The following is a 26,753-nucleotide window of genomic DNA, read 5'->3' as shown; positions in this document are numbered from 1 at the left end:
GCGGGCGGGGCCGCGCGTGTCAGCCGGCGGGCCGCGGGCCGGCCTCGGCCAGCGCCCGCCGCACCTGCGGCGAGCCGACGAAGGCGTCGGTGACCTGGCCCAGCCAGGCCAGTTCGGCCACGAGCAGGTCCCCGGGCTGCCACATCGGAGGCTCGGGCGCGGCGTCGCACACCGCCGCGCCCGCGCGCTTGCGCCGGATGGCGAGCGCCACCAGGCTCGCCTCCGTCGCCGCCCGCCGCTCCGCGTCGCCCAGGCCCGCGCCGTCGGCCAGCCGCCGGGCCAGGTCCACGTCGGCGGGGCGCATGTACGGGCGCAGCGCGCGCTGCCCGTCCCGGATCTCGATGACGGTCCGGTACAGGCGGGTGCGTACCGGCCCGACCCACAGCGGCGGCCGCGGCGAGCGCGGCGGAGAGCCCAGCACGATCTCCGGCACCACCTCGCACAGTGCGTACCACAGGGGGTACAGGCGGCGCACGGCGCGGTACTGGCGCAGCCACCCGGCCGGGCAGCGGCGCGGGGGGACCTGGATCAGGTAGCAGGCGGCGAACGCGGTGGCTCCGAGACAGCCCAGCACGGGGGAGCACAGCACCGCCAGCGCGTCCAGCCGGCTGGTGCCGCACCAGCGGCCGGCGACGCCGGCGGACGCGGTGAGGACGTAGCCGGCCATCAGCAGCGAGCCCAGGGCGCGCAGCCGCAGCGACTCGCGCAGCCAGGGGCGGCCCGCCGACCGCAGCGCCGTGCGCACCCGCACGAAAGTGGGGTAGAGGTACGCGCCGCAGGTCACCAGCCAGACGGCCAGGTGCGCGCCGGCCTGGTCGAAGGACGCGTAGCGCACCGCGAAGTCGACCGGGTGCTGGCCGTGCCGCGGCGCGCGGAGGAACAGGACGGCCATGGCCACGACGGCCAGGGCGCACCACGCCGTCGCCCGGGCCGCCCTGCGCCGCGCCTCCCCGGCCTCGTACAGCCAGCTGAGCGGCAGGGTGTACGAGGCCAGGAGCGTCAGCGCGCTGCTGACGTGCATGAGGAACACGCCGAGTTCGGCCACGCCGGCCCGCCGGCCGACCGCCGCGCACAGCGGCGGGGTCATCAGGAGGTAGGTGACGCAGGCGAGGACGAGCGTGCCGCACACGGCCCACAGGGACGCGTTCCGCCGGTCGTGCCGCAGGTCGTCCAGCTTGTAGCCGAGGGCCAGCGCGTCGGCCGCCGCGCACAGCGGGAACCACACGGTCAGCAGCGCGGCGGCCGTACCGGTCACCGCGCGCCCCCGCCGTGCTGGAAGGAGCGCTCCAGGCGGCCCACGAGGCCGGCCGTGCCGGACGGCGCGGCGGGCCCGGGCGCGGGCGCCGGGTGGTACCACGCGCTGACCTCCCGGAGCACCTGCGTGGCGAAGTACTCGGCGGCGTACTCCTCCGGCTGCGCGTAGTGGCTGCGGGCGAGCATGTGGCGTACGAGGGTGGGGCTGACGTCCTCGGGCAGCAGCCCGCGCACGGGTCCCGGCAGGGATAAGGACGTGGGCTCGTGACCCAGCAGCAGATGGCCCAGCTCGTGCACGATGACGTGCGTCTGGTGGGTGGCGGTGGTGTGCGCCTCATAGAAGACGTAGTCGGCCGTTGCGGTGGAGATCAGCAGGCCGCCGGGGCCTCCCGGCGGAAAGCCCAGGGGAACCCGTCGGATTGGCCGTCCGCGCCGCTCGGCTATGCGGGTGCAAAGTATTCCAACATCGAACGGGTCCGGAATGTCGAGGCCCCGTATCAGTCTGGTGCACGTTTTCCGCAGCGACCTTTGCACCACTGTCGACCTCCCCGCGCACGTAGGGCTGCGAACGCCGCCGCCACGTGACACGAAGATACCTCAGCGCGGTCTCTTTTCCCGTGCCACCGATCCGTGTGTCGCGCCCGCCAATCCCCGTGCGGCGGGGGCCGGTTCGCCGGGCGGCGGGCCCGGGGCGGGCCACCGGGGGCCTCACCTCTGCGGCGGTGTCAACCCNCGGGGGCCTCACCTCTGCGGCGGTGTCAACCCCGCGCGCAGGGCGTAGAGCGCGGCCTGCGTGCGGTCGGTGGCGCCGATCTTCCCGTAGATTCCGCTCAGATGGTTCTTGACCGTCTTCTCGGAGATTTCGAGGCTGCGCGCGATGCGGCGGTTCGTCATGCCGCAGGCGACGAGGCGGAGAATTCCGACCTCTCGGGGTGTGAGTTTTCCGGACTGCGGTAAAATCCGGTCGCGCGCGGCCGGTCGCGGCGGAATGTACGCGGGGCGCTGTTCGCCGACACCGGCCCGGACGGCGTAGAGCGCGGCCTGTGTGCGGTCGGTGGCGCCGATTTTCCCGTAGATCGCGGTGAGGTGGTTCTTGACCGTCTTCTCGGAGATTTCGAGGCTGCGGGCGATGAGGCGATTGGTCAATCCGCGTGCGACGAGGGTGAGAACGGTGACCTCGCGAGCGGTCAGGTCGGCGGGCGGCGATTTGCGCACCGGCACCGGGACGGGCGCGAGCACCCCTCCGGGGGCACGCCGCGCACTCGTCGGCTCACTCATGAACACTCCTTCGCTCCGGCGCCGCGGCGAGCGGAATCCACTTCTCGGCGGGGGCCCCGCGCACGGTATGGATATGGGGTGTTGCCATGCACTAACATGCGTGGTGCGTGTGGCGACCACAGCAGTTGTCGATGATCGTACGTAACCCCCGGATACCCGTCAACTGGTGTGGTCACCAAGGACCTCCCGCGCACCGCAGTTGTCACTCGTGCAAGGGACAAGGAGCAGGGCAGATGGCGGACAAGTCACCCAGCGTGCTGGCGGAACGGCTCAACCACCTGTTCGCCACCGTCCACCCCCGTGGTCGCGGTCCGTACAGCAACGGGGAGGTGGCGCAGTTCATCCGCGACCAGGGCGGTGATATCTCCAAGCAGTACATCGCCTACCTGCGCAACGGCGAGCGCGACAATCCGCGGATGCACCATCTGGCGGCGCTGGCCCGTTTCTTCGGTGTCAAGGTGTCGTACTTCTTCGACGACGGGACCGAGCACCAGACCAACGCCGCGCTGGAGGAACTGGCCGCGTTGCGGGACGGTGGTCTGTCACAGCGGGACCTGGGGGCGCTGGAGGACGCGGGAGTCACCCGGCTGGCGATGCGGGCGGTCGGACTTTCGCCCAAGGGGCTGGACTTCGCCGAGGTCGTGCTCGACCGGCTGCGGGAACTGGAAGGGCTTCCTCCGAAAGATTGCGGGCCGGAAGATTCCGGTACCACGGACTCCGGGGACGAAGGCACCGACGGCGGCACCGGCGGCAAAGACACCTGAGCCCCGGATCCGGCGCGTACGGGTCCGGCGCGGACTCCGGCCGGCATTCCGGAAAGGGCGGCGGCGGGCACGCGGACCCGCCCGCGGCGCGCGGATCACGGGGCGCCGCCGCCCGGACCGGGCTTCCGCCCGCCCCCGTCGGACCCGTCGGACCCGTCGGACCCGTCGCCCCCGTCGGACCCGTCGGACCCGTAAGGCCCGTCCGATTCGCCGCTGCCGCTGCCGCTGCCGTTCGCCCGCGCCGTCCCGCCCGTCATGCGCAGCCGTACCGCGCGGGCCTCGTCGGCCAGGCCCAGCTCCTCGTACAGCGCCAGCGCGTCCCGCCACAGGGCCTCGGCCGCCTCGCCGCCCTGCCGGGAGCGCACCAGGTCCGCGATGGCCTCCAGCGCGCGGGCCTCCTCCAGGGGCCGGTGCAGCCGGTGGGCCGCCGACCTGGCCTCCCGGTACGTGGCCAGCGCCTCCTCCTGCTGCCCGCACGCCCGCTGGGAGGCGGCCGTCGCGGCGAGCACCTGCTGGCGCTGGTAGGCGTCGCCGGTGCGCTGGGCGAGGGTGTCGGCGAGCGCCAGGTGCGTACGGGCCTCGGCGTGCCGGCCCAGGGCCTGGTAGGCGAGACCGAGGTTGATGAGCGAGTCCGCCTCGCCGTGCCGGTCGCCGATGGCCTGGTAGGTCTCCAGCGCCAGGCGGAAGTAGTCGAGGGCGCGGGCGGACCGGCCGCCGTCACGGCAGGTGTTGCCGAGGTTGTTGTAGAGGATCGCCAGCTCCTGGCGGCCGCCGACCTGCCGGACCAGCTCCAGCGACCGCTCGTAGTACTCCCGCGCCTTCTCGAACCGCTCGCGCATGCCGTACAGCTCGCCGATGTTGTTCAGCGCCTTGATCTGGCCGCGGACGTTGCCGGTGGCCCGGTGCAGGGCGAGCATGTCGCGGAACTGCCGGGCCGCCTCCTCCAGGCGGCCCAGCTGGGCCAGGGCGATGCCCTGGTGGTTCAGCGCCTCCGCCTCGCCGCTGCGGTTGCCGGCCGTGCGGTGCAGCGGCAGCGCCTCCCGGAAGCGCGCCAGCGCCTCGGCCAGCCGGCCGGACACCAGGTCGGCGATGCCCATCTGCTCCAGCGCCTCGGCGGCCACCCACCGGTCGCCCGCCTCCCGGGCCGCCGCCAGCGCCTCCCGCCCGCAGCGCATCGCGTCGTCGGGGGCACCCCGCGGCCACAGCAGGGCGGCCCGTTCGACCAGGGCCAGCGCCACCGCGGCCCGGTCGCCGCCGGAGCGCAGCGCCGCGAGCGCCGCCGCGTTGAGGTCGACGGCGATGCCCCACATGCCCCAGATGTGGAACGCCTGGTCCAGCACGTGCGGGAAGAGCGCCGCGTGCTCGGGGGAGCGGTCGGCGGCCAGCCGCGCGGCGGCCAGCAGGTTGCCGCGGTTCAGGTCGAACCACGCCATCGCCTCGTCGGCGTCGGCGAACTGCGGCGCGTACCCGCGCGGGTGGGCGACGGGCACCTCGCGGCGCCGCCGCAGGGGGTGGACCAGACGGTCGGCGCGGTCGGCCACCACCAGGTAGTGGTCCAGGACCCGCCGCACGGCGGCCGCGCGGTCGGCCTCGGAGTCGTCGCGCTCGCCGACCCGGACCGCGTAGCCGCGCACCACGTCGTGCAGCCGGTAGCGCTCCTTGACCGGCTCCTCCAGCAGGTGCACGTCCAGCAGCTCGTCGAGGCCGCGGCGCACCTCGGCCGGGTCCGCGTCGGCCAGCACGCACGCGGCCTGGAGCGTGAAGTCGCCGCCGGGGTGCAGGGCCAGGCGGCGCAGCAGGAGCCGGTCGCTCTCGCGCAGCCCGGCGTAGGACAGGTCGAACGCGGTCGCGATGCCCGGCGCGGTGTCGATCTCCTCCAGCGGGTGCGGCGAGCGGGCCAGCTGGTCGGCCAGGTCGTGCACCTCCCACGCGTCCCGGTGCCGGAAGCGGTGCGCGGCCAGCCGGATCGCCAGCGGGAACCGGTTGCACAGGTTCACCACCTTCCGTACGGTCCCCGAGTCGGCCACCCGGCCGCGCCCGGCGACGCGGGTGAACATGTCGGCGGCCTCGGCCGTGTCCGGCACGTCGAGGAAGACCGACCGCGCGCCCTCCAGGTCCGCCAGCCGGTAGCGGCTGGTGACGAACACGCAGCAGGTGGGCGTGCCCGGCAGCAGCGGGCGGATCTGCGCGGCGCTGCGCGCGTCGTCCAGGACCAGCAGCACCGACCGGTGCGCGGTGCGCTCCCGCCACAGCGCCGCCCGTGCGTCCAGGGCCTTGATCTCCTGGAGTTCGTCGGCTCGTACGCCGACCATGCGCAGCAGTATCGCCAGCGCGTCGGCGGGGTCCTTCAGCGGCTGCTCGGCGTGGGCGTGCAGCTCCACGAAGAAGCGGCCGTCGGGGTAGCGGTCGGCCAGCAGGTGGGCCGCGCGGGTCGCCAGGGTCGTCTTGCCCACCCCGCCCAGGCCGTGCACGACCGTCAGCGGCAGCGCGGTGTCGCCCGGCTCCGGCTCGCGCAGCAGCCGGGCCAGCTCGGCTCGGCGGCCGGTGAAGTCGTGCACGTCGCGCGGCAGGTTGCCCTGCGGGGCCGGCCGCGGGCGGGAGCGGTCCCGCGCGGGGGCCGCCAGCGTGGCGTCGCGGTTGAGGATGCGCTGGTGCAGATCCTCCAGCTCAGGGCTGGGGTCGGTGCCCAGCTCCGCGCTGAGCCGCCGCCTGGTCTCCCGGTAGACGGCCAGCGCGTCGCCCTGCCGGCCGCAGCGGTGCAGGGCCACCATCAGGTGCCGGGCGTACGGGTCCGGGTCGGGCTCGTGCGCGACCAGCTCGTACAGCTCGCCGACCAGGTCGGCGTGGCGGCCCAGGTCCAGTTCGAGCCGGATGCGGCCGTCCCGCACCCGGCGCAGGTCCTCGGTGAGCCGCTTGCGGGTGGCCGCCGCCCAGCTGCCGGGGAACTCGGCCAGCGGCTCGGCCCGCCACAGCGCCTCCGCCTGCCGCAGCAGGGCCGCCGCGCGGTGCGGGTCGTCGCCGTCGGCCGCGGCCCGCGCCTGGGAGCGCAGCTGCTGGAAGCGGCGGAGGTCGACCGCGCCCGGGTCCACGCGCAGCACGTAGCTGCGGGCGGCGAAGGCCACGTGCGCGCCGTCCCCCACCGCGGCCCGCAGCTGGGAGCGCAGCCGGGAGATATTGCTGTGCAGGGTGGCGGAGCTGGGCTGATCCTGCCCGTCCCACACGCGCCGCATGAGCGTGTCGACGGGCACCGGCGTCCCCTCCGCGCACAGCAGGACGGCCAGCAGGCACCGTACTTTGGGTGAGTCGAGCGGATGCTGGGAACCGCCCGCCCACAGCTCCAGGGGTCCGAGTACTCGGAACTCCACCAGCGTCCCCTTCGCGCCGGTCGTTCCTGATGTCAGATGTGCTGTTCTTCCGTGCCATCACGTCCCGTACGGTGCCGCGCGCGGTCCGTGTTCAATGCAGCCAGTGTTGCCCTCCGCGCGGGGCCGGGCAAGGGACATTGCGGTGCGCCGGGAGCGCGTGGAGCGCCGGGGGCGCGCGCGCTGTCCGGGCGTCGCGCTCCCCGGCGCTGCCCTCCGCGCGCGTCACCGGGGGCCGTCCAGGAGGTTTGCACCTGGAATGATCAGGGGATGTTAAATGTTACGCACCGGTAAGTCTCCCGTCGATGTGCCCTTGCCGGGGAGGGCAGGTTGGGGGTAGGGGGCCGTGGAGGCTGAAGGTTGTCGCACGCCGGCCGACGCGCCCGGTGAGGCCGTGTCCAACGCGATCTCCGGCACGGTCCGCGGCCCCAGCCTCCAGGCCGCCATGATCCACGGCGACGTGTACCTCGGCGCCCCCGCCGCGCCGCGCCCCGTCGCCCCCCGGCAGCTGCCGCCCGCGCCGCGCCACTTCACCGGCCGCGGCGACGACCTGGCCGCGCTGGACGCCCTGCGCCGGCCCGGCCAGCCCGCGATGGCCGTCGTCACCGGACCCGCCGGCGTGGGCAAGACCGCGCTGGCCCTGCGCTGGCTGCACGAGCACAGCGACGACTACCCCGACGGTCAGCTGTACGTCGACCTCGGCGGCCACGACGCCGACGACCCCGTCGCCCCCTCCACCGTCCTGCCGTGGTTCCTGCGCGCCCTCGGCGTGCCGACCGGCGAGGTGCCGGTGGACCTCGCCGAACAGGCCGCGCTCTACCGCACGGTCACCGCCGGCCTGCGCGTCGCCGTGCTGTGCGACAACGCCCTGTCGGCCGCGCAGGTGCGGCCCCTGGCGCCCGCCTCGCCGCGCGGCGTCTGCCTGGTCACCAGCCGCTGGCGGCTGACGTCCCTGCTGCTGGACGGCGCGGACCTGCTGCCGGTCGAACCGCTGGACACCGACGCGGCCGTGGACCTGCTCGGCCGCATCGCGGGCCGGGACCGGATCGCCTCCGAGCGCCGGGCCGCACGGGACCTGGTGACCTCCCTGGGCCGCTTCCCCCTGGCGGTGTGCGTGGGCGCCGCCCTGCTCCTGACCCGCCCGGGCTGGAGCGTCGCCTCCGCCGCGGCCGGGTTCACCGCGCTGCGCTCCGCCGTTCCGGGCGAGGAGGTTTCCATGACCGCCAGTCTCGACCAGTCGTACGCGGCGCTGCCCGCCGACGCCGCCTGCCTGTACCGGCGCCTGGGCCTGCACCCGGGCACCGAGTTCAGCGCGGACCTCGCGCGGGAGGCGGCCCTGACCGAGCCGCCGGTCCAGCGGGTCGGCGACTGCCTGACCGCGCTCACCGAGGCCAACCTCCTCACCGCGCCGGGCCCCGAGCGCCACCGCTTCCACGACCTGATCAGGCGGCACGCGCGGGATCGCGCCGAGGCCGACGAGACCCCGGCGCAGCGCCAGGAGACCGTCCAGCGCATCACCGACCACTACCTGGCCAGCGCCTACGCGGCCGACAAGGTCCTGTACCCGCAGCGGCAGCGGCCCGTGAAGGTGTACGAGTCGATCGCCCGCCACCCCGTCGACTGCCCCACCCCGGCCGCCGCGCTCCAGTGGTTCGACAGCGAGCGGCACAACCTGCTGGCCGTCCAGCGCCTGGCGGCCGACGAGGGCCTGCACGCGCAGAGCTGGCAGCTGGCCGACGCCCTGTGGGGGCTGTTCGTCTTCCTGCGCTACCACCCCGACTGGATCGCCGCCTACGAACTCGGCGTCACCAGCGCCCGCGCGTGCGGCCACCGGCTCGCCGAGGCGCGGCTGCGCACGGGCCTGGGAGTCGCCTTCCGGGACACCGGCCGGTACGACGCGGCGCTGGCCGAGTTCGAGGCGGCGATCGCCCTGCGCCGGGAGATCGGCGACCGGCGCGGCGAGGCGGTCGGCCTGCACAACGTGGCCCTCACCCACCGGGAGCGCGGCGACCTGGACCGGGCCCGGGAGACCCTGCGCGCCGCCCTGGCCCTCCGCGAGGAGGCCGGCGACCGGCGCGGGGTCGCCCGCGAGCACACCACGCTCGGCGAGGTGGCGAGCCTGGCCGGCGACCATCCGGCCGCCGTCGCCCACCTCACCCGCGCCCGCGACGAACTGGCCGGCACCGGCGACCCCTTCGCGGTCCTGGCCGAGCGGCTGCTGGGCGAGGCGCACCTGCGCGCGGGCCACGAGACGGCGGCCGAGGCACACCTGACCGCCGCCCTGGAGCTGTCCGCCGAGACCGGCCAGGGGCTGTTCGAGGAGGCGCGGATCCACGAGACGCTGGGCGAACTGGCCGAGCGCCGCCGGGACCGGGACGCCGCCGCCGACCGCTACGCGCGGGCCGAGGACATCTACACCGGCCTCGCCGCCGCCGCGGACGCCCGCCGCGCCGCCGCCCGGCGCCGCCGCCTCGACCCGGAGCCCGGCGGGTGAGCGCCCGCCCGGCCCGGCGCCCCGGGCGCCGTCCGCGCGGGCTCAGCGCCAGCTGCCGACCCGGGTCCGCACCGGGTAGACCTGGCGCAGCGCGGCCAGCTCCCGGTCGGTGAGGAACCCCTCGGCCGCCGACTCCGCGCCGACCTTCCAGCCGGCGAAGACGGTGGCGGACTCCAGCGCCTCCACCGGTTCGCCCGAGGCGAGCCAGCCGTGCAGGAAGGAGGCGAACAGCGCGTCGCCCGCGCCGTCGGTGCTGCGCACCGGACGGGGCGACACCGCCTCGATCTCCACCAGCCGCCCGTCCCTGAGCCCCATCGCACAGCCCCGCTCGCCGCGCCCGACGGCCGCGATCCGGCAGCCCGGGTAGCGGCGCAGCACGTCGCCGATCCACTGCTGGGGCGTGGAGGTCAGCTGTTCGTGGCTGCGGAACAGCACGTCCGCGCACTCCAGCCAGGGCAGCACCTGCGTGTCGTCGGCGTCGGCCGCCACGTGCAGGTCGGTGGCGACCGGCAGGTTCAGCAGTTCCTTGGCCGTGCGTACGAAGGGCCGGCCGAAGGGGTTGGCGCCGATGACGGCCAGGTCGGCGCCGACGGCCCGTTCGATGAACCGCTCCATCGGATAGTCGGTGGTCCCGCTGGCCGAGGCGGTACGCGCCACCCGCCCGTCCGGCTCGGTCATGATGACCGTCTTGGCGGACTCCCGGGCGGTGACCACCCCCGGCCCCGCGAGCCCGGCGCGGCGGATGGCCGCCCGGATGCTCTCCCCGGCCGGGTCGGCCCCCACCAGCGTGCACAGCCGGGGCTCGTCGCCCAGCCGCAGCAGCGCGCCGGCCACGTTGTACGCGCCTCCCACCACGTCGCACCGCATCCCCGACGAGTGCCGGTAGGCGTTGAACTGGAGCGGGAACCCCTCGACCGGTACGGTCATGCACAGCCGGGTCATTCCCGCGATCACGATACTTGCCACGAGCGTTTCAGCCTTCCCCCGAAGTTCTGGTCTATACCACGGTCCCGGGCGCACTCAGGGTGTCCGGGGACTGGTCGCGGTCCGCGGACGAATGTGGCCCGTTGGTACTTCGAGGATGGGGGAGGCCGCTCGACGGAATCCTTGCAATATCCTTGCGTCCGGCTTTCAGGGCGGGCCCGGCGCGCCACGGCCCGGGCCCGGGCGGTGACTTCGGCCCGTACCGCCGGGCGGGAGAACGGCCCGGGACGGGGCCGCGCGGTGTGCGGCCGCCGCGGCCGCGCGTGACGGAATTATGACCTCCGAAGAAGCGCAGCGGCAGGGATGTGAACGAAATACGGCCCCGCGGCACGCGACGCGGCCCCCGCACCCGCTTTCCGGGTCCCCGTGCTCCGCCGGCTGGGGCACTACGCCTCCGGCAGGACGTACCGCAGGTCGGCCGCGTGGATGAGCGGCTGGGCCGGGAGCGTGCCGGCGTAGAGGGTGACGTCGAAGCGGATGGCGCCCTTGGGGGGCTCCGCCGCCTCGTACCAGTCCTGCACCGCGTCGCCCACCGTGCGGACGAAGTTCCCCTCGCCGGGCTCCCAGTCCTTGTTCGGGTCGAAGTCGTGGGTGGGCACCAGCAGCACCGGCACCAGCGAGTCGAGTGACGTCTCGCCGTCGGCGCTGGTGGCCATCGGGTAGCTGTAGCCCGCGGCGAGCCGGACCGGCAGGCGGTCGTCGGACTGCCACGTGTCCCGGGTCCACAGCAGGTCGTACAGGAAGCCGCCGAGCGCCTTGGCGATCCGCTCGCCCAGGTCCCCGGACGACGTGTCGTTCAGGGTGACCCGGGCCGTGCCGGTGACCGAGCCGACGGCCGGGGCGGCGAAGCTGACGGCCGGGGTGCGGTAGACGAACGCCTGGGCCGTGGGGGTCTCGTCCACCAGGACGCGGTTGCGCACGATCGACATGCCGGCGACGGCGGTCCGGTGGGAGAGCACGTCGGTGCCCCGGAAGCGGAACCACTGCGGCGCGGCGAAACCGGTGACGGGCGGTGCGGGCAGGAGCGGGAGCCGGCCGGCCTTCGGCCAGGTGAACTGGAAGTCGTACGGGCAGGGCTCGGTCGCCGGGATCTCCGGCTCCGCCGGGTAGTCGTAGACGGCCCGGGTCGGGCTCGGCTCCGGTTCCGAGTGCCGTTCGAGCGGTATGTGACGGCCCTGCCAGGTCACGGTTACGTCCGGCCAGAGTTCGGTCGGGTTCGCCGCGGGCTGGAGGGTCTCTCCGTCCACCGCGTCGATGGTCAGGGTGCCCAGCACGGGCTGTGTGCCGGACCCCGTGCCGGGCCTGGGGTCCTTGCGCAGCAGGTAGCGGTAGACGGTGGTCGGCGGCGCCCCGGCGGCCGGCGCGGCGGGGCCGGTGAACGCGTCGGCCACCTGCTTCGCCAGCTGGGCCAGAGCATTGACGGCCGTGGCCGCCACGCCGTTCGGCTTGCCGGGCGGAGTGTGGGCCAGGCCCTCCAGGTCGTCGCGCAGCGCGGGCCACACCGCGGTGAAACGCGCCAGCGCCTCGAATACCGCCCGGGTCCTGCCGTCGCCGCGCGGTGCGGCGAGGTTCGCCGTGGCCGCGTCCTCGGGGTTGAACGAGACCTGGACCAGCGGGGTGTCCTGCGCGGCGTCCTGGTGGGTGAAGCCGCAGGACAGGTCCCAGCACAGGAAGTCCGCGGCCTTGGCGGGCGGAGGCCCGGTCAGGGCGAACGTCTGCGCGGCGCTCTGGGAGACGAGGGTGACCGGCCCGGGGTACGAGCGCAGCGGCACCGGGATGGTCTGCGCCCCCAGGGACGGTGACAGCTCGTCCGCCGGGTTGACGAACGTCAGCCAGCGGGAGCCCCGGTAGGCGTCGTCGGCCGCGACCGGCCCGCGCGCCCCGGCGGGCCCGGCCGCCGGGGGCCTCCTGACCGCCGCGCCGTCGAGCGGCAGCTCCAGCGCACTGATCCGGTAGCTCAGGTCCAGGGCCACCGACTTGCGGTCGGCCGGCGTCTTCACGCTGAAGAGGAAGGAGGCCGTGGTCTCCGCCGAGCCGCCGCCTCCCCCGCCGGCTGCGGCGCCCCCGCCGCCGTCACCCCCGCCGTCACCGCGCAGCGGGACCGACGCCGTCGAGAAGCTGTACGCGCTCGGCGGGCCGTCCTGGTCCCGCCTCCTCCCCTCGTCCTCTTCGTACACCGGCTGGCCGAACAGCCGGGGAGCGGTCGCCGGGTCGGTGTACGGCGAGTCCACCGTCACCGGTACCTGCACCACCGTGGAGACGGCCGAGCCCGCGGACAGCCGGTTCAGCATCACCTGGCGGACGGCCTCGGCCGCGTCCTCCTGGGAACCCCCTTCCGCGCCCTGGTACACGGACGCGGTACGGGCGGCGAGCGCACCCGCGACCGCCCGCTTGGCGGAGGCCACCGCGGTCGCGGCGTCCCGGCTGAGGGCGTACCCGGGCACGGCGTACGGCGGGGAGAGGAACGTGTCGACGGCTTCTGCGAACGCGGCCAGCCAAACCTCCAGATCCACCGACCGGAACGCGCGCTCCGCCGCCGGTCCCACCAGGCCGGAGCCGCTGACGTACGGGGTGACGTCCACCGTGCCGCCGACCAGCGAGGTGGACAGCGGCGGCAGCGCGAAGAACCGGGCCCGCGCGGGGTGGAACTCGTAGCTGATCGCCGGGCCGGCCACGTGGCCGAGGTTGACGGCCCAGACCGTGCGGGCGGTGGAGGGGTGGCCCTCCCCGCCCGGCTCCCCGGTCGCGACGCGCACGCCGGGCAGCGCGTCCTCCACGCTCGTGGCGAACCCCGCCAGCGACAGGCCGCCGCTCGCGCCCGGGGTCTGCTCGGGGGCGACGGGGCACACCGCCCGCGCGACCGCGGGGGAGCCGGCGAAGTCCGGGTCGACCAGGCTCCGGTCCCGGTCGAGGGCAAGGTCCATGGTCAGGGGGAACACAGCGGAGTCGAAGGCCGGGGAGACCGCCACCGGCGGCACGGCGACGGCGGGCGGCACCGGCGCGACCCGGGCGTCCTCACGCACCAGCCCGGCCGTGCCCTTGAACGCGTCCGCCAGCGCGGCCGCGTCGGTCCGTACGCCCTGGGACGCGAAGCGGGTGACCAGCGAGTTCAGGGTCTCACGCGGGCCGGTGGTCACCTGGGCCGAGCCGAGCGTCAGGGCCACGCCGGAAGCCAGCACGCCGAGCACGGCGGCGTTGGCCTCGGCGAGCGCCACCGGGTCGGTGCGGTAGGCGGCCGCGAGACCGGCGAGGGTCCGGGCCGTGTTGTGGCCGTGCGCGCCGCCGGTCATCGGCGGGCAGATCCACAGGCCGCCGCCGGCGAGCAGCCCGGTCTGGTCCCGCACGGCCTCCGCCAGCTGCGCAAGCGTCAGGTCGAGGCTGTGCTGCTGCTCGAAAGCGGCGATCAGCGCGGTGAAGGTGGAGTCCTGTCCGGTCGTCACGGACTTCCCGGAGACGGTGACGGTCCGGCCCGCCTTCAGCAGGCCCGGCAGGTCCGGGTTCAGCCCGGCGATGCCCCCGGGCGCGGCGCCGAACCGCCCGGCGACGCCGCCCAGGGTGTCGTCCGCGGCGGCCCGGTACGCGCAGTACTGCGGGTCGGCCGAGGTGTTGGCGACCGTGCCGGGCACCGGCAGCTCCGCCTTGTCGGCGAGGTAGGTGATCACACCTGGCGCGGTGTTGGCGTCGCCGAGCTGGGCGACGGTGACCTGGTTGGCGGAGGCGAACGTGGCGAGGGTGTCGTCGGCCTTGGGCCCGGTGACCTCGGCGCGGGTGCCCAGCGTCAGCGGCGTGCCGGGGGCGAAGGGGCCGACGGTGGCGGCGTTGAGCCGGGCCAGGTCGGCGAGTCTGCCGCCCGCGTACGCGTTCGCCAGGGAGGTCCACGTGTCGCTCGCCCTGACCACGGCACCGGTCACCTTCAGCGCGGTGCCGGCCGGGAAGAGCCCGGGGACCCAGGCGTTGGCGGGGGCCAGCTCGCGGACCGTGGTGCCCAGTTTCTCCGCGGCCGCGTCGAGGGTGTCGTTCGCGGCGGTGGTGTGCGAGCGGGTCCGGTAGGTGAGCACGACGCCGCTGTTCAGCGTGGTGTCCTTGTTCTGCTCGGCGAGGCCCGGCACGTCGGTCGGGGCGGCCTCGGCGAGCGTGTGCAGGGAGTCGCCCGATCCGGCGCTGATCTGGCGCTGCTGCGTGGCGAGCACGGCGCCGGTGGCGAGCGGGACCCCGGCGTTCAGCTGCGCGAGCTCGGCGGGGGTGAGCCCGCCGGGCCCCTCGGCGGCGATCGAGGTGAGCGTGTCCCCGGTGACCGCGCAGTGGATCCAGGGCACGGTGATCTCGTTGGCGAGGCCGAAGACCTCGGCGTAGAGCCGGTCGGCGTTGGCCGACAGCAGCGCGCCGCCGGTCACGCCGTAGTCGGCCGCCACGGACGCCAGCGTGGTCGTGGTACCCGAGACGGTGACGCGCGCCGCGGCCATGGTTGCCAGGGCCGCCAGGTAGACGTACGCGCCGCGGGCGAAGGCGGCGAAGGCGGGTTTTGCCACCGGGTGGCTGACCGGCTCCCCGGTGCCGGCCCGGCCGTGCGTCCCGGTTTCGACGGCGAGGCTGGTGGCGAGGGAGAAGCCGAGGTCGGGCTGGGCGAGCTGGTGGTGGATACCGGCGTACGCGTCGAGGTCGGCGCGTACGGCGGCGAAGGCGGATGCCGCGTCGGCACCCGGCGCGGGCACGTACCGGGTGCCGTGCATGGACAGCGATACGGAGACGGCCGCGCTGCCGTCCGCGCGGGAGGTCTTGGCCAGCCGGTACGCGGCGGCCAGCGACGGCCAGCTCGCCAGCGGCGTCACCTCGTCGCGGTAGCCGACGGGCACGCGCAGCGGGCTGCCGAGGGCGTCGGTCCGCTGCCGGTTGCCGTGGATGTCCTGGAGGCACAGGGCCAGGCCGGCCTGGCCGAGCTGCCCGCCGTCCAGGGCGATTCCGGCGTACGGACTGTCCGCCGGGCGGGGCAGCGCGGGCGAGGCGCTGCCGTGCCGGACGGTGCCGAACGGCGCGATGTTCAGGGTCTGGTGGTAGGTCCACTCGGTCGGCCGGGTACCGGACAGGTCCCGCTGGGTCAGCCCGTCGGTGCCCTGCTGGGCGCTGTCGGCGGGCGTCGTGGGCAGGCCCTGGCCGCTGGCGAGGAAGCCCGGCCCCTCGGCGGTGGCGAAGCCGACGAGGTGGAACAGGGCGGCGACCGTCTGTTCGGCGTCGAGTTCGGCGAACACGGCGTTGCCGGGGTCGGGGTGGTCGCGGGTGAGGGTGTAGCCGGTGACGCCCTGCCGCACGGTGGCGGCGGGCCGCAGGGTGCCGGTCGCGAGCTGCGTCTGGGCGCCCTCGGCCAGCACCTTCGCCGTGGTGTTGGCCTGGACGAGGGCGGTGAGGTCCACCGACTTCCGCTGCGCGACACCCTCCCAGGTGTCGCCGGGCTGGATGGTGTAGGGCTGCTGGTTCGGCACGGTGAGCTGGGCGCCGGGGCGCAGGACCAGCGGTACGGACGCGTTGGCGGCCGCGAAGGAGGCGGCGTCGAAGGCGGTGTCCCAGCGCTCGTTCACCGCCCGGCTCGCGGACGTCAGCGTGTCGTCGCGGGCGGCGGTGTACGTCGCGGGCTGGACGAACACCGTGGCCGTGGCCGGGTCGAGGGCGTCCGCGACCACCGCGCAGTTGGTGAACGGCAGTACGGGCGCGGTGGGCTTGGACGCCTGCGAGCCGAGTACCGCCACCAGCGTCAGCCGTGCCGTGCCGGTGTCGCCGAAGAGGGAGGCGGGCAGCGGCGCGCCGCCGTTGTCGAGGTTGAGGTAGAAGCCGCCGCTGCGGGTCACGCTGGCCTGCCACAGCAGGGTGAGGAAGTTCGCGGCGTCCGTCAGCGGCGCGGCGTACGTGTCGTCGGCCGCGGCCTCGGCGGCCGAATCCTCCGGGGCCCCCGCCGCGGCGAGGGTCCGGGGGTGCCCCACCGTCGACAGGTTGGCCTTGAACAGGAAGGTCCCGGTGTCGTTCAGCGCGTCCGAGACCAGCCCGGACCGGTTGCCGCCGACCGGGTCGGGGTCGTGCAGCAGGAACAGCTCGGCCGTGTCGCCGCCCCCGTCCCCCGACTCGCCCGACAGGTGGGCGACGAGCTGCTGGAGCAGGGCGGCGCCGCTGTCGTCGGCGCCGCCCATGACGTACGCGGCGGCGGCCGACGGGGTGGGCTGGGCGGCGGCCGGCAGGGCGATCTCCAGGTCGACGGCGGTGGCCCAGGCGTACGCGGCGGCCCGGGTGACCACGACCGGCTGGTCCGGGTCGTGGTGCCGGGCGATGACGGTCTCGAACAGCGCGGGCGGGGCCTGGTCGGCGACCGCGTCCCGCAGGGTGTCCGGGAAGGGCCAGATCACCGGGTTGGCGACGCCTGCCGCCGCGAGGGTGCCCCTGGGGCGGCGGGCGGCCTGCCACTCGATGCGGTGGGGCAGGGCCACGCGTCGCGGGGTCATGGCGTACAGCGGGAGGCGGCCCAGGGCCCGGACGCCGGGTTGCAGAGCGGTCTTGGCGACATCGGCGAGCAGGTCGCGCTGGTCCCCGGTCAGCGGCATGTCCAGCGAGGCGCCGCCGGTGGCGACCCAGGACGCGTTGCTCGTCAGGGAGAGCTGGTAGCCGTCCGGCGGGGAGGCCGCGATGGGGAACTGCTGGCCGGTCAGGTGCGACAGGGGCGTGGTCGCGACGGCGGCGAGCTGGGCCGGGTCGTGCAGGTCGGCGACGGACATGTCCTTGAAGGGGGCCTTGTCCGGGTCGGGCAGCCGCAGCCCGGAGAGCAGGAAGCGGGACACCAGGCCGGAGGCGTTGTTCCACTCCCCGGTGCCGGACAGTCCTGCCACGAGCGTGTCCGTGCCGACGGCGGGTACGTCCAGCACGGTGACGGTCTGCCGCGCGGCGAACAGCCCGTCCGCCTCGGCCGCCCGCGCGGCCAGCTCCGCCAGTGGCAGGTCGAGGACCTCCGCGATGCCCGCCAGGGTGTCGTCGGCCCGCACCGGATAGCGCAGCGGGACGCGCAGCACGGCGTGCGGCGCGAGCAGCGGCGTCTCGGACACGTCCAGCAGGGCGGTGGTGACCAGGTCGAGCGTGGTGAGCAGGAGGCCGGCGAGGCTCCGCGGGGTGTCGCCGGGGGCGATGCGGCGGGTCACCGGCGGCAGGGCCAGCGCGGTGTCCTGGGGCTGCGGCCGGTCGGGATCGGCGACGCTCAGCCCGGTGTTGAGGCCGAGAAGCCGGGCGACGAAGTCGGGCAGCCCGAGGGAGACGGCCAGCTGGGGAATGGCCAGCAGGTAGGCGGCGACCAGGCGCGGGGTGTCGCCGGGGACGCTGGTGTACCGCCGTTCCTCGCCTGGAAGAAGGATCTCGGCGCGCAACTCGGCCGGAAGCGTGATGTCGGTGCCCTCGTCGATCGGCTCGTCGGGGGCGGGCAGGCCGGGGTTGAGCGCGCCGAGCCGGGTGACGAGCGCGTCGAGCCCGGTGAGCGCGTTGAGGGCGCCGGGACCCGCGGCCCGCAGCAGCAGCCGTACGGAGACCAGGTTGAGCGTGTCGCCGGGCCTGGTGGTCCAGCCCAGGCCGGGCACGGACACGGGGGCGTCCACCGCGAGACAGCCGGGGTTGTCGGCGTTGGCTTCGACCAGCGCGGCCGGCGTGTACGCGGCGCCCCGCGGATCGGTGGCGCCCAGCTCCTCGAACGCGCCGGCGATCGAGGCGAACGTCTCTCCGGAGCGGGCCTGGCGTACGACGCCGGGCAGGTCGAGCACCGCGCCCGCCGCGAGCACCTTCCGGTCCTGGTTCGGCGAGACGAGCCGCAGAGGCTCGTCGTTCAGCGTCTCGTCGCCGAGCGCGGTGGCGATGTCGGCGACGCCGGCGGCCGCGTCCCCGGTCGCGTACGGGAAGGCGGCGAGGTGGTCGCCGGCGGCTGTCACCGCGTGGCTGAGCAGCATCTGGAAGTACTGCTGGGCCACGACCTCGGCCACCGAGCGGGTCGCCCGGGTCTCCTCGGCGGCCACGGCCCGGCCGCCGCCGCTGCCCTGGGCGGCCTGGGCCTGGATCAGGGTGAAGTAGGCGTCGACCTTCCCGGCGTAGGTGCCGTCGACCGGCCGGTAGGAGCCGAAGTCGACGTCGAGCGGCTGCTGCTTCTTGTTGTCGGTCAACGTCAGCTCGGGCAGGGCGGGGAAGACGGCGGCTCCCGTCGCCTTCCTGAGGTCGGTGGCCGACGCCAGGTCCACCGTCAGGTTGGTCCTGAGGAACGGAACCAGCCCGCCGTCCCAGTCGAAGGCGCCCGCCTGCGCGTCGTGGGGCAGCCACTGCCGCAGCCGCGCCAACTGGTCGGCGGTGACCCGTACGTTCTCGCCCTCCGTGGCGGCCTTCCCGGTCACGGCGGAGACGCCCCAGCGCAGCATGGCCTCCAGCAGCAGGTCGAAGGGGACGGACGCGTCGCCGTACTCGGGCGCGGTGTACGGAGCGCGGTGCTCGGCGAGAGTGACCGCGCCGGGGTCGACCGCGTTGCGCACGGTGAAGATCATCACCGCGGCCGCCTCCCCCGTGGCGGGCCCCAGGTCGGGCTTGGTGAACATCGGCGTGGCGTGCACGGTGACCGACTTCTTCCCGGTGAAGACCTGCACCGGCTTCCAGGCCAGGTACGGCTCTCCCAGCACCGACGGGGCCGCCGCGCGGGCGGCGGGCGCGGGCGCCGCCGCGGCCACCGGTGCTCCCTCGACCGTCGGCGCCGCCCCGGCCGGCGCCTGGGCCCGGGCCTGCGCCCAGGCGGCCTCCAGCACCGCCGCCTGGGCGGCCTCGGCCCGCGCCCGCCGCACCGCCCGCGCGTGCCCGGCGTGCCGCGGGAAGGCGGACTCCACGGCCCGGTCCCCGCGGGCCTCCAGGGCGGACACGCCGTGCGCGAGCTGCCAGGGGGTCGGGGACGCCTCGCCGATGGTGAAGGACGCGTGGATGGTCGCCCGGAAGCTGAAGTGCACCGTGACGAACACGATCTTCAGGCTGACCTGGACGGACACGCTCGCCGACGCCTCGATGTAGATCGGCTTGTACGACTCGACGACCAGGGCGGCGGTGAGGTAAGCGGTGACGTCGACGCTCGCCTTCACCACGGCGAAGTCGACCGTCGCGAACAGCCTGCCGACCACCGCGATGGTGCCGTGCAGCGAGAAGTACTCGGACTTGGGCGCGGGCTGCGTCGGGTTGAACCAGGCGAGGACGCCCTCCACGATGCCCGTCACGGTCACCGACAGGCCGCCGGCGAGGATGCCCTCCTGGATCGTCTTGCCCACGCCGACGGACAGCCCGACGCCGAATTCGATGACCGGGGCCCAGCCGCCGTTGCTGATCCGCGGCACGCGGGAGGAGGTGGCGCCGTCCAGCACCGCCAGGTAGAAGCCGCCGTAGCCGATGAACGGGAAGACCTGGAGGCAGAAGGAGTCGGTGAAGTCCAGGCCGCGGGGGAAACCGAGGTCGATGCGGAAGTCGCCGTTGGTGTAGATGTCGAGGACGGCGACCGGGAGGGTCAGCGACACCGCGCCGAACTCCAGGGTGCGCATGGCGTCCGGGAGTTTCAGCTCGGTGTGGTAGACGCCGAGCTTTTCGCTGATCTTGCGGTAGAGGATCTCGAACTTCAGCCCGGCGAAGACCCGCGCCTTCTCGCCCGACAGGCCCACCAGGACGCCGTACAGGTTCGGGTCGTTGAATATGGCGCTGATGGCGACGGTGTCCATCACGCTGAACTGCGCGCCGATCAGCCAGCCGGCCGACTCGTCGAAGCGCAGCCCTGTTCCGTCGAGTGGCGGCCTGGCGCCCGGCTGCACGGGGGTGGCGTGCTCGCGCAGGGCCTTCATCACGCCTTCGATGGTGGAAGGGGCTGAGCTGAGCGCGATGTGCTGGCCCAGCCCCGTGTACGAGATGTCCAGCAGCCCGCCGCCCTTGCCGGGCACGGCGGGCGGGGAGCCGTTGACGGCGTCCCAGCCCAGGGCGGGCCGATCGGATCCGCTGCCGTATTTCACGCCGAGGAAGGTGGCGTCGAGGGCGAACCGCACAGTGCTGCGGAGGGCGCCCTTGGCGGGCCTGGTGCGGGTGTAGACGAGGGAAATGCCGCTGATGCTGACGAATCCGAGGTCGATGGCGGTCTGGTAGTCCAGTGTGACCTTCTGCGTGCCGCCGCCGACGGAGAACTTCAGGACGAGGGCGTCGAGGTCGATGGCGAGCAGCTTGTCCCAGGGAGCGGGGAGGCCGATGTCGTGGGTGGGGTCGACCAGGTGCACGAGGTCGTTCAGCAGGTCGCCGAGCCTGGTGTCGACGAGGCGGGCCTGGAATTCGACGGTCCTGCCGTACTGGGCGTCGACGGCGAAGTCCAGGCCGAGGACGGTGACAATGCCGTTGAGCGAGCCGGAGACGGCCTTTTCCTTCTTGCCCTTGTCGCTCCTGTCGGCGGTCAGGCTCAGCCGGGTGTCCCGCAGTCCGAGCAGCTTCGTGCCGAAGAGGCTCAGTTCGGCGTCGGCGAGGCAGGAGAGGGTGAAGACCTTGTTCGGGATGTCGACGGTGACCGCGAGGTCGGAGAACGCGAAGCCGGCGAGGTGCTCAGGCGGCGGCGGGAGCTGGACGCCGAAGAAGGAGTTCAGCTTGTCGACGGCGTCCTTGAGTGTGAGGGAGACGGTGCCGCGGTAGCGGCCGGTGAGCAGGAGACCGGGCAGGGCCACCTCGATGTCGAAGAGGAACTTCGGGTCGTCGAAGAGCTGGAGTTCGGCCGCGACGGTGGCGCTCTGGGCAGTGCCCTTGGCGAGGCGGACGATGTTCCAGTCCACCGTGAACCGTTTGACCTGGAGTTCGTCACCGACGATTTTCCACGGCTGGCCGATGCCGGCGGTGAGACCGAAGGACGTGGGGCTCAGCTGACGCAGGCCCACGTCGACCAGGAGCCGCTCCAGGCCGAAGGAGGTGACCAGGCCCTTGAGCTCGCTCGCGGCCGGGTTGGCGAAGAAGGCGTCCCATTTCTCACCGCCCACGAGTTCGCCGAGTTTGTCGACGCTGGTGACCACCCCGTCGGACGGCTCCACGACGAAGGTCATCGTGGGCAGGTCCTTGCGGAGGGGGAGTTGGACGGTGACGGTCTCGGACACGGGCTTGCCCTCGTGGTCCTTCACCGAAACGGTGGCGGCGGCGTAGACGGCGGCCATGCCGTACCAGTGCTCGTCCGCACCCTGCCGGCGGTCGAGCCGCAGGCCCAGCCAGAGCCCGTCCATCGTGATGCCGCCGAGCTTTCTCGGCGTGCCCAGCGGGACGTGCAGGTCGAAGACGGTGCCCCCGTGGTTCTGCCGGATCGCCCCGGTCAGGGCGTAGGTCGGCTGCGGGCTGGGCAGCAGCTTCGCCACGGCGTCCAGCGGGCCGGTGAGGCCCACGGCCGCTCGGAGGCTCAGACCTTCGGGGTCCTTCTGCTCGGTGGCGTACGTCGAGAAGGTCAGCTTGGGGGTGGCGAGCGGCACCGTGCGGAAAAGGTACGCCTCCGGGCCGAAACTGGTGTCCAGCGTCCACCCGACGGCGGCGCCGCCCTGGTGGCAGGGGTCGACGGCGAGCACGACGTCGACACGGTCCACGCCCTTCACGGAGCGGCGGACGAAGGTGACGGTGCAGTCGCGGCCGAGCAGCGAGAAGAAGGTGTCCGCCGCGCCCGGCGGCTGCGATCCGTTGAGCGTGAACCCGGTGTCGGGCGGGTCGGACGGGATCGTGGCGGGGTCCACGGTCATCAACAGACCGTCGCGCAGCAGGGACTTCAGGATCAGCGCGTCCACCTCGGTGCGGCCGAGCAGCGCGTCGTTCACGGTGATCCGGTGCGGGTCGGAGGAGGCCTGGGCCTTGAGCTGCTGGGCGATCTGCCGCATGGTCGGCGCCGTCATGAGTCCACCTCGCGCGGGTTCAGGGAATGTCGATCACGATGGGCAGGTGGTCGCTGACGCCAGGGTTGGGCCCGATGGAACCGTAATTGCGCCCGTTTTGAAATTCGTCTTTCTGCTCGTCAGGGTCCGGAAAAAGTTCCTCCAGTGTGGCGATGTCCTGGAACATTGCCGTCGGATATCCGGGGATACCCCTTACGCGATCCACCACGCGCGGCCGGAAATCACCCGGGGGAGTTCTCCCCGGCGCATACCGCACATACGCATTATCCAGGTAGCCGGGCATTAGTTGCTCGCGTTTGCGCTTGCCTCCCGGGCCCTTCCCGCCGCTCAGGCTCATTTGATAGCGATAAAGCTTGCCCGCCCCTGTCCACGATTCGCAGCAGAGCCCTTGCGCCAGGGTGGCGTTATCGACTGTTTCGACCATTGTGGGATTCTCCCGGTAGTCGGGCACCTGTCTGAAGCCCTTGAAGGAACACCCCTCTTCGTGCAGCGACAGATTCTTCTTGGTGGTAGAGAAGTTGACGTCGCCGGCAAGGACTGCCACGTCCGCCCCCTTGAGGTCCACAAACTCGCTGTGTCCGAGCGCCCTGCCCAGTTCTCGCTGAGTCGGCTCACCGTCGCCAGGTGTCAGATGTACTGAAAAGAGACGCAGAGTGCGATCCGCCTTGCGATCGTGGAAGTACGTAGCGTGCATGCCGCGCCTACTCTGCAGAAAATCCCCTTCTGCGTTCAGCGAGACGACCCTCGGAGCGTACTGGATCGCATCAGGAAGCGCGCCCTGCCAATCCTGAGGGTACGGGTACTGATGCTGTGGAGGAAAATCGACCGAGGCCTTGTTTTCGCCCTTGAAGTAGTTCGGCCCGACAAATTTGACCCTGTCATTACGGAAGAAGACCGCAATGCCTTCCGAGTAAGTACTGCCCTGTGCGTTGTTCAACAGCACCGGCGGAACGACGCACCAGTTGTCGTTCACTTCTCTCAATTTTCCGAGGAGATCGAGAACTCCCGTCTTCCCCCCTCCGGTGATGAGCCAGCCCTCGTCTCTGTTGCGATCGGTCTGGACCTCGATCAGGGAGAATATGTCGACGCCGCTTCCCTGGTCGACCGCACACACGGTATCGACTATATATGCCGAACTTCCATTCCATACCCGATACAGTGTTTCCGTGCTGAAACGCTGGATATTCCAGGCCATCAGTCGAATCATCGTCTTCTCCTCATTGGATCGTCGACCGGAGAGCCGATACCGTGTTGATCACGTCACACCCGAAGTCACGCCCCGGCAGACAGCGCCTTCTGCCCGGACGTCCCGTCCGGCTTCGCGTACGCCGCGTACCAGCCCAGGCTCGTCCCGCCGCTCTCCGACCCCGGGTCGCCGAAGAGCACGAAGTCGACCTGCCCGGTCGGTGGGAACGTGATCACGAAGAACCGCAGCCCGATCCCGTACAGCACCAGCACGTATTCCTTCTCGCCCAGCCGGAGGATCTCCAGCGTCTTGAACGTGATGTCGAAAAGGCCCTGGACGCTGATCGCCCGCTTGGACCCACTCGCTCCCGGCAGTCGCAGCCCGGTGAAGACGCTGTACGCCGCGCCCCCGGTCGGCGACCACGCGACCGTCAACGTCGCCGTGAACCCGGCCGCGGCGGCGAGCGCGCCCGGGGTGCCGAGGTCGAGGTCGAAGTCCAGCGAGTACCAGGGGTATTCGAGCGCGGACTGGCTCAACGGAGTTTGCACGCCCAGGAATCCCTCCCCGGTCGGCGTCGCGCCCTCCTTCGCCTGCGTGAAGGTCGGGAGGGCGAGCGGCAGGTGGCGGTAGGGGCTGGACTCGCGGGCGGTGCTGGCGGCGCGGTCGAACGACAGGTGGGCCGCGTCGAAGGAGAACACCGGGTCCGGCCGCGCGGCCTGCGGGTCGAACGTCATCCCGACCGTCAGGCCCCCGAAGGCGAGACCGTCCGGTGCCTTCGCGTCCGGCTCGCGGCCGAAGGAGAAGGCGTCGAAGCCGTCCAGTGCGGCGAAGTCCAGCAGTCCCCAGAACAGGAAGCGCGCCTCGGTGCGCCCCGCCGCGTTCTTCGGGGTCACGGTCACGAACTGGCCCCGGGCGAGCCGCACCGCGGTGAGCACCTTGCCGGCCATGGTGAAAACCGACGGCTCACCGGATCTGGTCTGGAAGGAATACGACTCCTCCACCCCGCTGCCCGTCGCGTGCCGGTCGCAGGTGCCGTACAGGTGGACGACGTTGTCGGTCGTGCCCTGGAGGGTGGCGGACTCGCCGAACAGCGCGTTCACCTGGAAGTCGAGGGTGCTGGAGAAGGACGCCACATCGGAGTGCCGGAACAGCACCCGCAGTTGGGCGACCTGGAACCGGTAGTCGGGCCGACCGGGCGGCAGGCCGGCCTGTGCCGTGTAGTCGACCAGCCCGAACATGTCGGACGGCTCGACCGAGATGTCGCCCTCCGCCGGTACGTTGATCTTCGCGGCGGTGATGCCGAGGTGGTGCGCGCGGAACCGGGACGCGTCGATACCGGCGGCGAGCCCGGCGAGCTGGGGCGGCAGGCGGTCCAGGGGCGCCTTGGCGCCGAAGGCCAGGATTCCGTTCCAGTGCGGGGTGCTGACCGCCGTCCACAGGTCGGCGTAGTCCGGGTCGGCCTTCTGCTTCTCGACCCCCTCCAGAATGTCCTGGAGGGTCTTCCTCGCGGTGCCCGGACTGGCGTTGAACGCCTCCGGTGACGCCCACAGCGACGTGTCCCGGACCAGCTCGGTCATGGGCTTGTCGGTGAACTTCAGGATCAGGACGGTGCCGTTGCTCTGCCAGGTCCCCGGGCTGAGGTCGAGGGTCCAGCGGTTCACCGGGTCCGCGCCGAGCAGCACGCGCGCGTCGTCGTCGGCCAGGTAGGGGCGGAGGGCCTGCCCGTCGGTGGCCACCAGGAACATCTTGTTGGACTGGAAGGCCGCCAGCAGCTTGTCCGTCAGCGTATGGAACGCCAGTTGCGGGCCCGCCCCGCCGCTGTCCCCTCGCATCTGCCCGAGCACCACCCGCTCCCATGTGCCGCCGCCCAGGCCCTTGGCCAGCAACCCCTGCGGGGTGGTGCTGTACGCGCTGGCCCCGGTGGCGATGTCCTCCGGACGCGCGCCGCGCTCCCAGCCCGGCGCGCTGCCTTCCCAGGCCGCCGAGGGCGGGACGTCCAGCAGCAGCCGCCGCCGGGCCGGGCTGACGACCTGCGACTCCAGCTGGCCCTGCCCGGCCACCGGGCCGCCGCCGCCCAGCCCGGCGTACGGCAGCAGCGGCATCGGCGGCGCCTGGCGGACCTGCGACGAGCCCCGCGCGGGCAGCGTCGCCGCGAGCACCGGGACCGGTCCCAGGGTGGTCACGCCGTCCCCGGCCCCGGCGGTGTCCGTGCGCGGGCGGTTGTACAGGACGGACTGGTCGGGCTGCGCGTAGTAGCCCAGTGCGTCGGTCGCCGACACGCTTCCGTACGCGGTGGTGGGCGGCTCCCGGGGGACCAGGCTTGTCGCGTTCGGCGGCTTGCCGGGCAGGAAGCCGGTGGCGTAGGCGGGTTGTCCGGGGGCGAAGGTCAGCACCGGGTCGTGGCCGGACAGCGCCACGTACTCCACGCCCGACAGGCCGCACATCAGGTCGGCGCCGGATCGCTTCGTCGTCAGGGCGAAGTCGCCGGCGGGCACGAAGCACAGCGGGTCGCGGGGCGTGGGAGTGCTCGTCTCCCGGCGCACGGCCGCCACCAGCGCGGCGAAGCGGTACGGGGCCGTCGCGCCGCCCAGCGGCTCCAGTGTGACGGGGTGGCCGAGCGTGGTCCGGTAGTACGAGGCGAGTGCGGCGGGCGCGGGACCGGTCTGCCCGGCGTCCGACGGGTCGAAGGCGAGGTAGCTGCGGTCGGCGTCGAGCGGGGCGAGCGGGTTGAGCTGGGCGTAGACGGTGATGTCCTTGACCTGCGCGGAGCCGGGGAACGCGAAGACCGGGTAGCGGTACGAGGCCAGGTCGAAGCCGGCGTCCTCGGCCCCGTCGCCCGCCGCCTGGTCACCGCCGGTGCCCTCCGGGTCGGCGTAGTAGTAGCGCAGCCCGGCGTCCAGCGCGGTGAGGTCCGCCTCGGTCAGCGTGAGCGCGAACCGCAGGCACCCCGCCGGGGTACCCCACAGCGGCACGGACAGCGAGGCGCCGCCGGTGCCCACCGGGGTGCCGCCCCATCCGGCCGTGACCCGGACCCGCTGCCCGGACAGCGGGGTGAAGGTGAACGACGCGCTGTCCGCCCCCGGCTCGACGGTGCTGCGCGCGGGCAGCACGACGGACACGCTGCCGAGGCGGTGCACCGCCTGACGGGAGGTCAGGGCGTGCTGCCCTGAGCGGCGCACGGCGATCCGGGTGCCCGACAGCAGGGCGCCCTCGCGGAACGGCGCGAGCCACAGGAATCGGGTGCCCGCCGCTGCCGGGTCGCTCAGGTAGGCCCACGCCGCCTGGGCGAACCGCTGGTCGCGCCCGGCCGGAAGCGGATCGGCGAAGACGACGTACACGCCGGGTGCCTGCCACGACTCGTCGAAACCGTACCGCTCCGGTGGGTTCGCCGTCTCCTTCGGCAGCAGGTACAGAATCCTGCGGGATTCGGTCCCGGCGTCGTCGCGGGCGGTGAAAAGCAGCGGTTCGTCGCTGGTCTGAGCAAAGTACATGCCGGTGTTCCGCTCATTC

General features: G+C 73.4%; 10 protein-coding genes and 1 pseudogene. 2 read left to right on the top strand and 9 right to left on the bottom strand.

The window, feature by feature from the left end; genetic code table 11:
* Window positions 1–19: 19 nt before the first annotated feature.
* The 4 genes and pseudogenes from RKE29_RS04555 to RKE29_RS04540 all read right to left on the bottom strand — a co-directional run.
* Window positions 20–1,255, bottom strand: coding sequence for an MAB_1171c family putative transporter (locus RKE29_RS04555; protein ID WP_312003710.1), 1,236 nt, complete (start codon window positions 1,253–1,255; stop codon window positions 20–22).
* Window positions 1,252–1,791 carry an ImmA/IrrE family metallo-endopeptidase gene (locus tag RKE29_RS04550; RefSeq protein WP_312003709.1) on the bottom strand — a complete coding sequence of 180 codons (540 nt, stop codon included), beginning with the start codon at window positions 1,789–1,791 and terminating at the stop codon, window positions 1,252–1,254. Before RKE29_RS04550 ends, RKE29_RS04555 begins: the two co-directional genes overlap by 4 nt.
* A 204-nt stretch (window positions 1,792–1,995) precedes the next feature.
* Window positions 1,996–2,319, bottom strand: coding sequence for a LuxR C-terminal-related transcriptional regulator (locus tag RKE29_RS04545; protein ID WP_369016024.1), 324 nt, complete (start codon window positions 2,317–2,319; stop codon window positions 1,996–1,998).
* Window positions 2,302–2,445: pseudogene (locus RKE29_RS04540) on the bottom strand (response regulator transcription factor); the annotation flags it as partial. The pseudogene RKE29_RS04540 and the gene RKE29_RS04545, both read right to left, overlap by 18 nt.
* A 320-nt stretch (window positions 2,446–2,765) precedes the next feature.
* On the opposite strand from RKE29_RS04540, the gene RKE29_RS04535 reads away from it, so the two are divergent.
* Window positions 2,766–3,296, top strand: a complete 531-nt coding sequence (locus RKE29_RS04535) for an XRE family transcriptional regulator (RefSeq protein ID WP_312003708.1) — start codon at window positions 2,766–2,768, stop codon at window positions 3,294–3,296.
* 95 nt (window positions 3,297–3,391) lie between these two features.
* Here RKE29_RS04535 and RKE29_RS04530 read toward each other — a convergent pair whose 3' ends face one another.
* Entirely contained in the window at window positions 3,392–6,661 is a 3,270-nt protein-coding gene (locus tag RKE29_RS04530; RefSeq protein ID WP_312003707.1) for a BTAD domain-containing putative transcriptional regulator, read from the bottom strand.
* 391 nt (window positions 6,662–7,052) lie between these two features.
* Here RKE29_RS04530 and RKE29_RS04525 point away from each other — a divergent pair, with 391 nt between their 5' ends.
* Window positions 7,053–9,152 carry a tetratricopeptide repeat protein gene (locus RKE29_RS04525; protein ID WP_312003706.1) on the top strand — a complete coding sequence of 700 codons (2,100 nt, stop codon included), beginning with the start codon at window positions 7,053–7,055 and terminating at the stop codon, window positions 9,150–9,152.
* Window positions 9,153–9,194: 42 nt separating this feature from the next.
* Here the strand turns inward: RKE29_RS04525 and RKE29_RS04520 are convergent, their stop codons facing one another.
* The 4 genes from RKE29_RS04520 to RKE29_RS04505 all read right to left on the bottom strand — a co-directional run bounded on the left by RKE29_RS04520 (window position 9,195) and on the right by RKE29_RS04505 (window position 26,734).
* The gene (locus RKE29_RS04520; protein ID WP_312003705.1) at window positions 9,195–10,118 is read right to left on the bottom strand and encodes a carbohydrate kinase family protein; all 924 of its coding nucleotides are present in this window, start codon (window positions 10,116–10,118) and stop codon (window positions 9,195–9,197) included.
* A 404-nt stretch (window positions 10,119–10,522) separates the two neighbouring features.
* A complete protein-coding gene (locus RKE29_RS04515; RefSeq protein WP_312003704.1) occupies window positions 10,523–22,057 on the bottom strand; it encodes a LysM peptidoglycan-binding domain-containing protein in 11,535 nt (3,844 codons plus the stop codon).
* Window positions 22,058–22,076: 19 nt separating this feature from the next.
* Window positions 22,077–23,264, bottom strand: coding sequence for a hypothetical protein (locus RKE29_RS04510; protein ID WP_312003703.1), 1,188 nt, complete (start codon window positions 23,262–23,264; stop codon window positions 22,077–22,079).
* Window positions 23,265–23,329: 65 nt separating this feature from the next.
* Window positions 23,330–26,734: a hypothetical protein gene (locus RKE29_RS04505; RefSeq protein WP_312003702.1), complete on the bottom strand. Its 3,405-nt coding sequence runs from the start codon at window positions 26,732–26,734 to the stop codon at window positions 23,330–23,332.
* Between the last annotated feature and the right edge of the window lie 19 nt (window positions 26,735–26,753).

Source organism: Streptomyces sp. B1866 (assembly GCF_031932565.1).
In the GTDB taxonomy this organism is placed as follows: Bacteria; Actinomycetota; Actinomycetes; order Streptomycetales; family Streptomycetaceae; genus Streptomyces.
The sequence above is the reverse complement of the archived record's forward strand: the minus strand, read 5'-3'. Positions and strand labels throughout refer to the sequence as shown.

Bases quoted from the DNA above. Each gene is read 5' to 3' on its own strand.
- RKE29_RS04535 (WP_312003708.1), top strand. From the start codon at position 2,766: ATGGCGGACAAGTCACCCAGCGTGCTGGCGGAACGGCTCAACCACCTG.
- RKE29_RS04515 (WP_312003704.1), bottom strand. From the start codon at position 22,057: ATGACGGCGCCGACCATGCGGCAGATCGCCCAGCAGCTCAAGGCCCAG.
- RKE29_RS04510 (WP_312003703.1), bottom strand. From the start codon at position 23,264: ATGATTCGACTGATGGCCTGGAATATCCAGCGTTTCAGCACGGAAACA.
- RKE29_RS04505 (WP_312003702.1), bottom strand. From the start codon at position 26,734: ATGTACTTTGCTCAGACCAGCGACGAACCGCTGCTTTTCACCGCCCGC.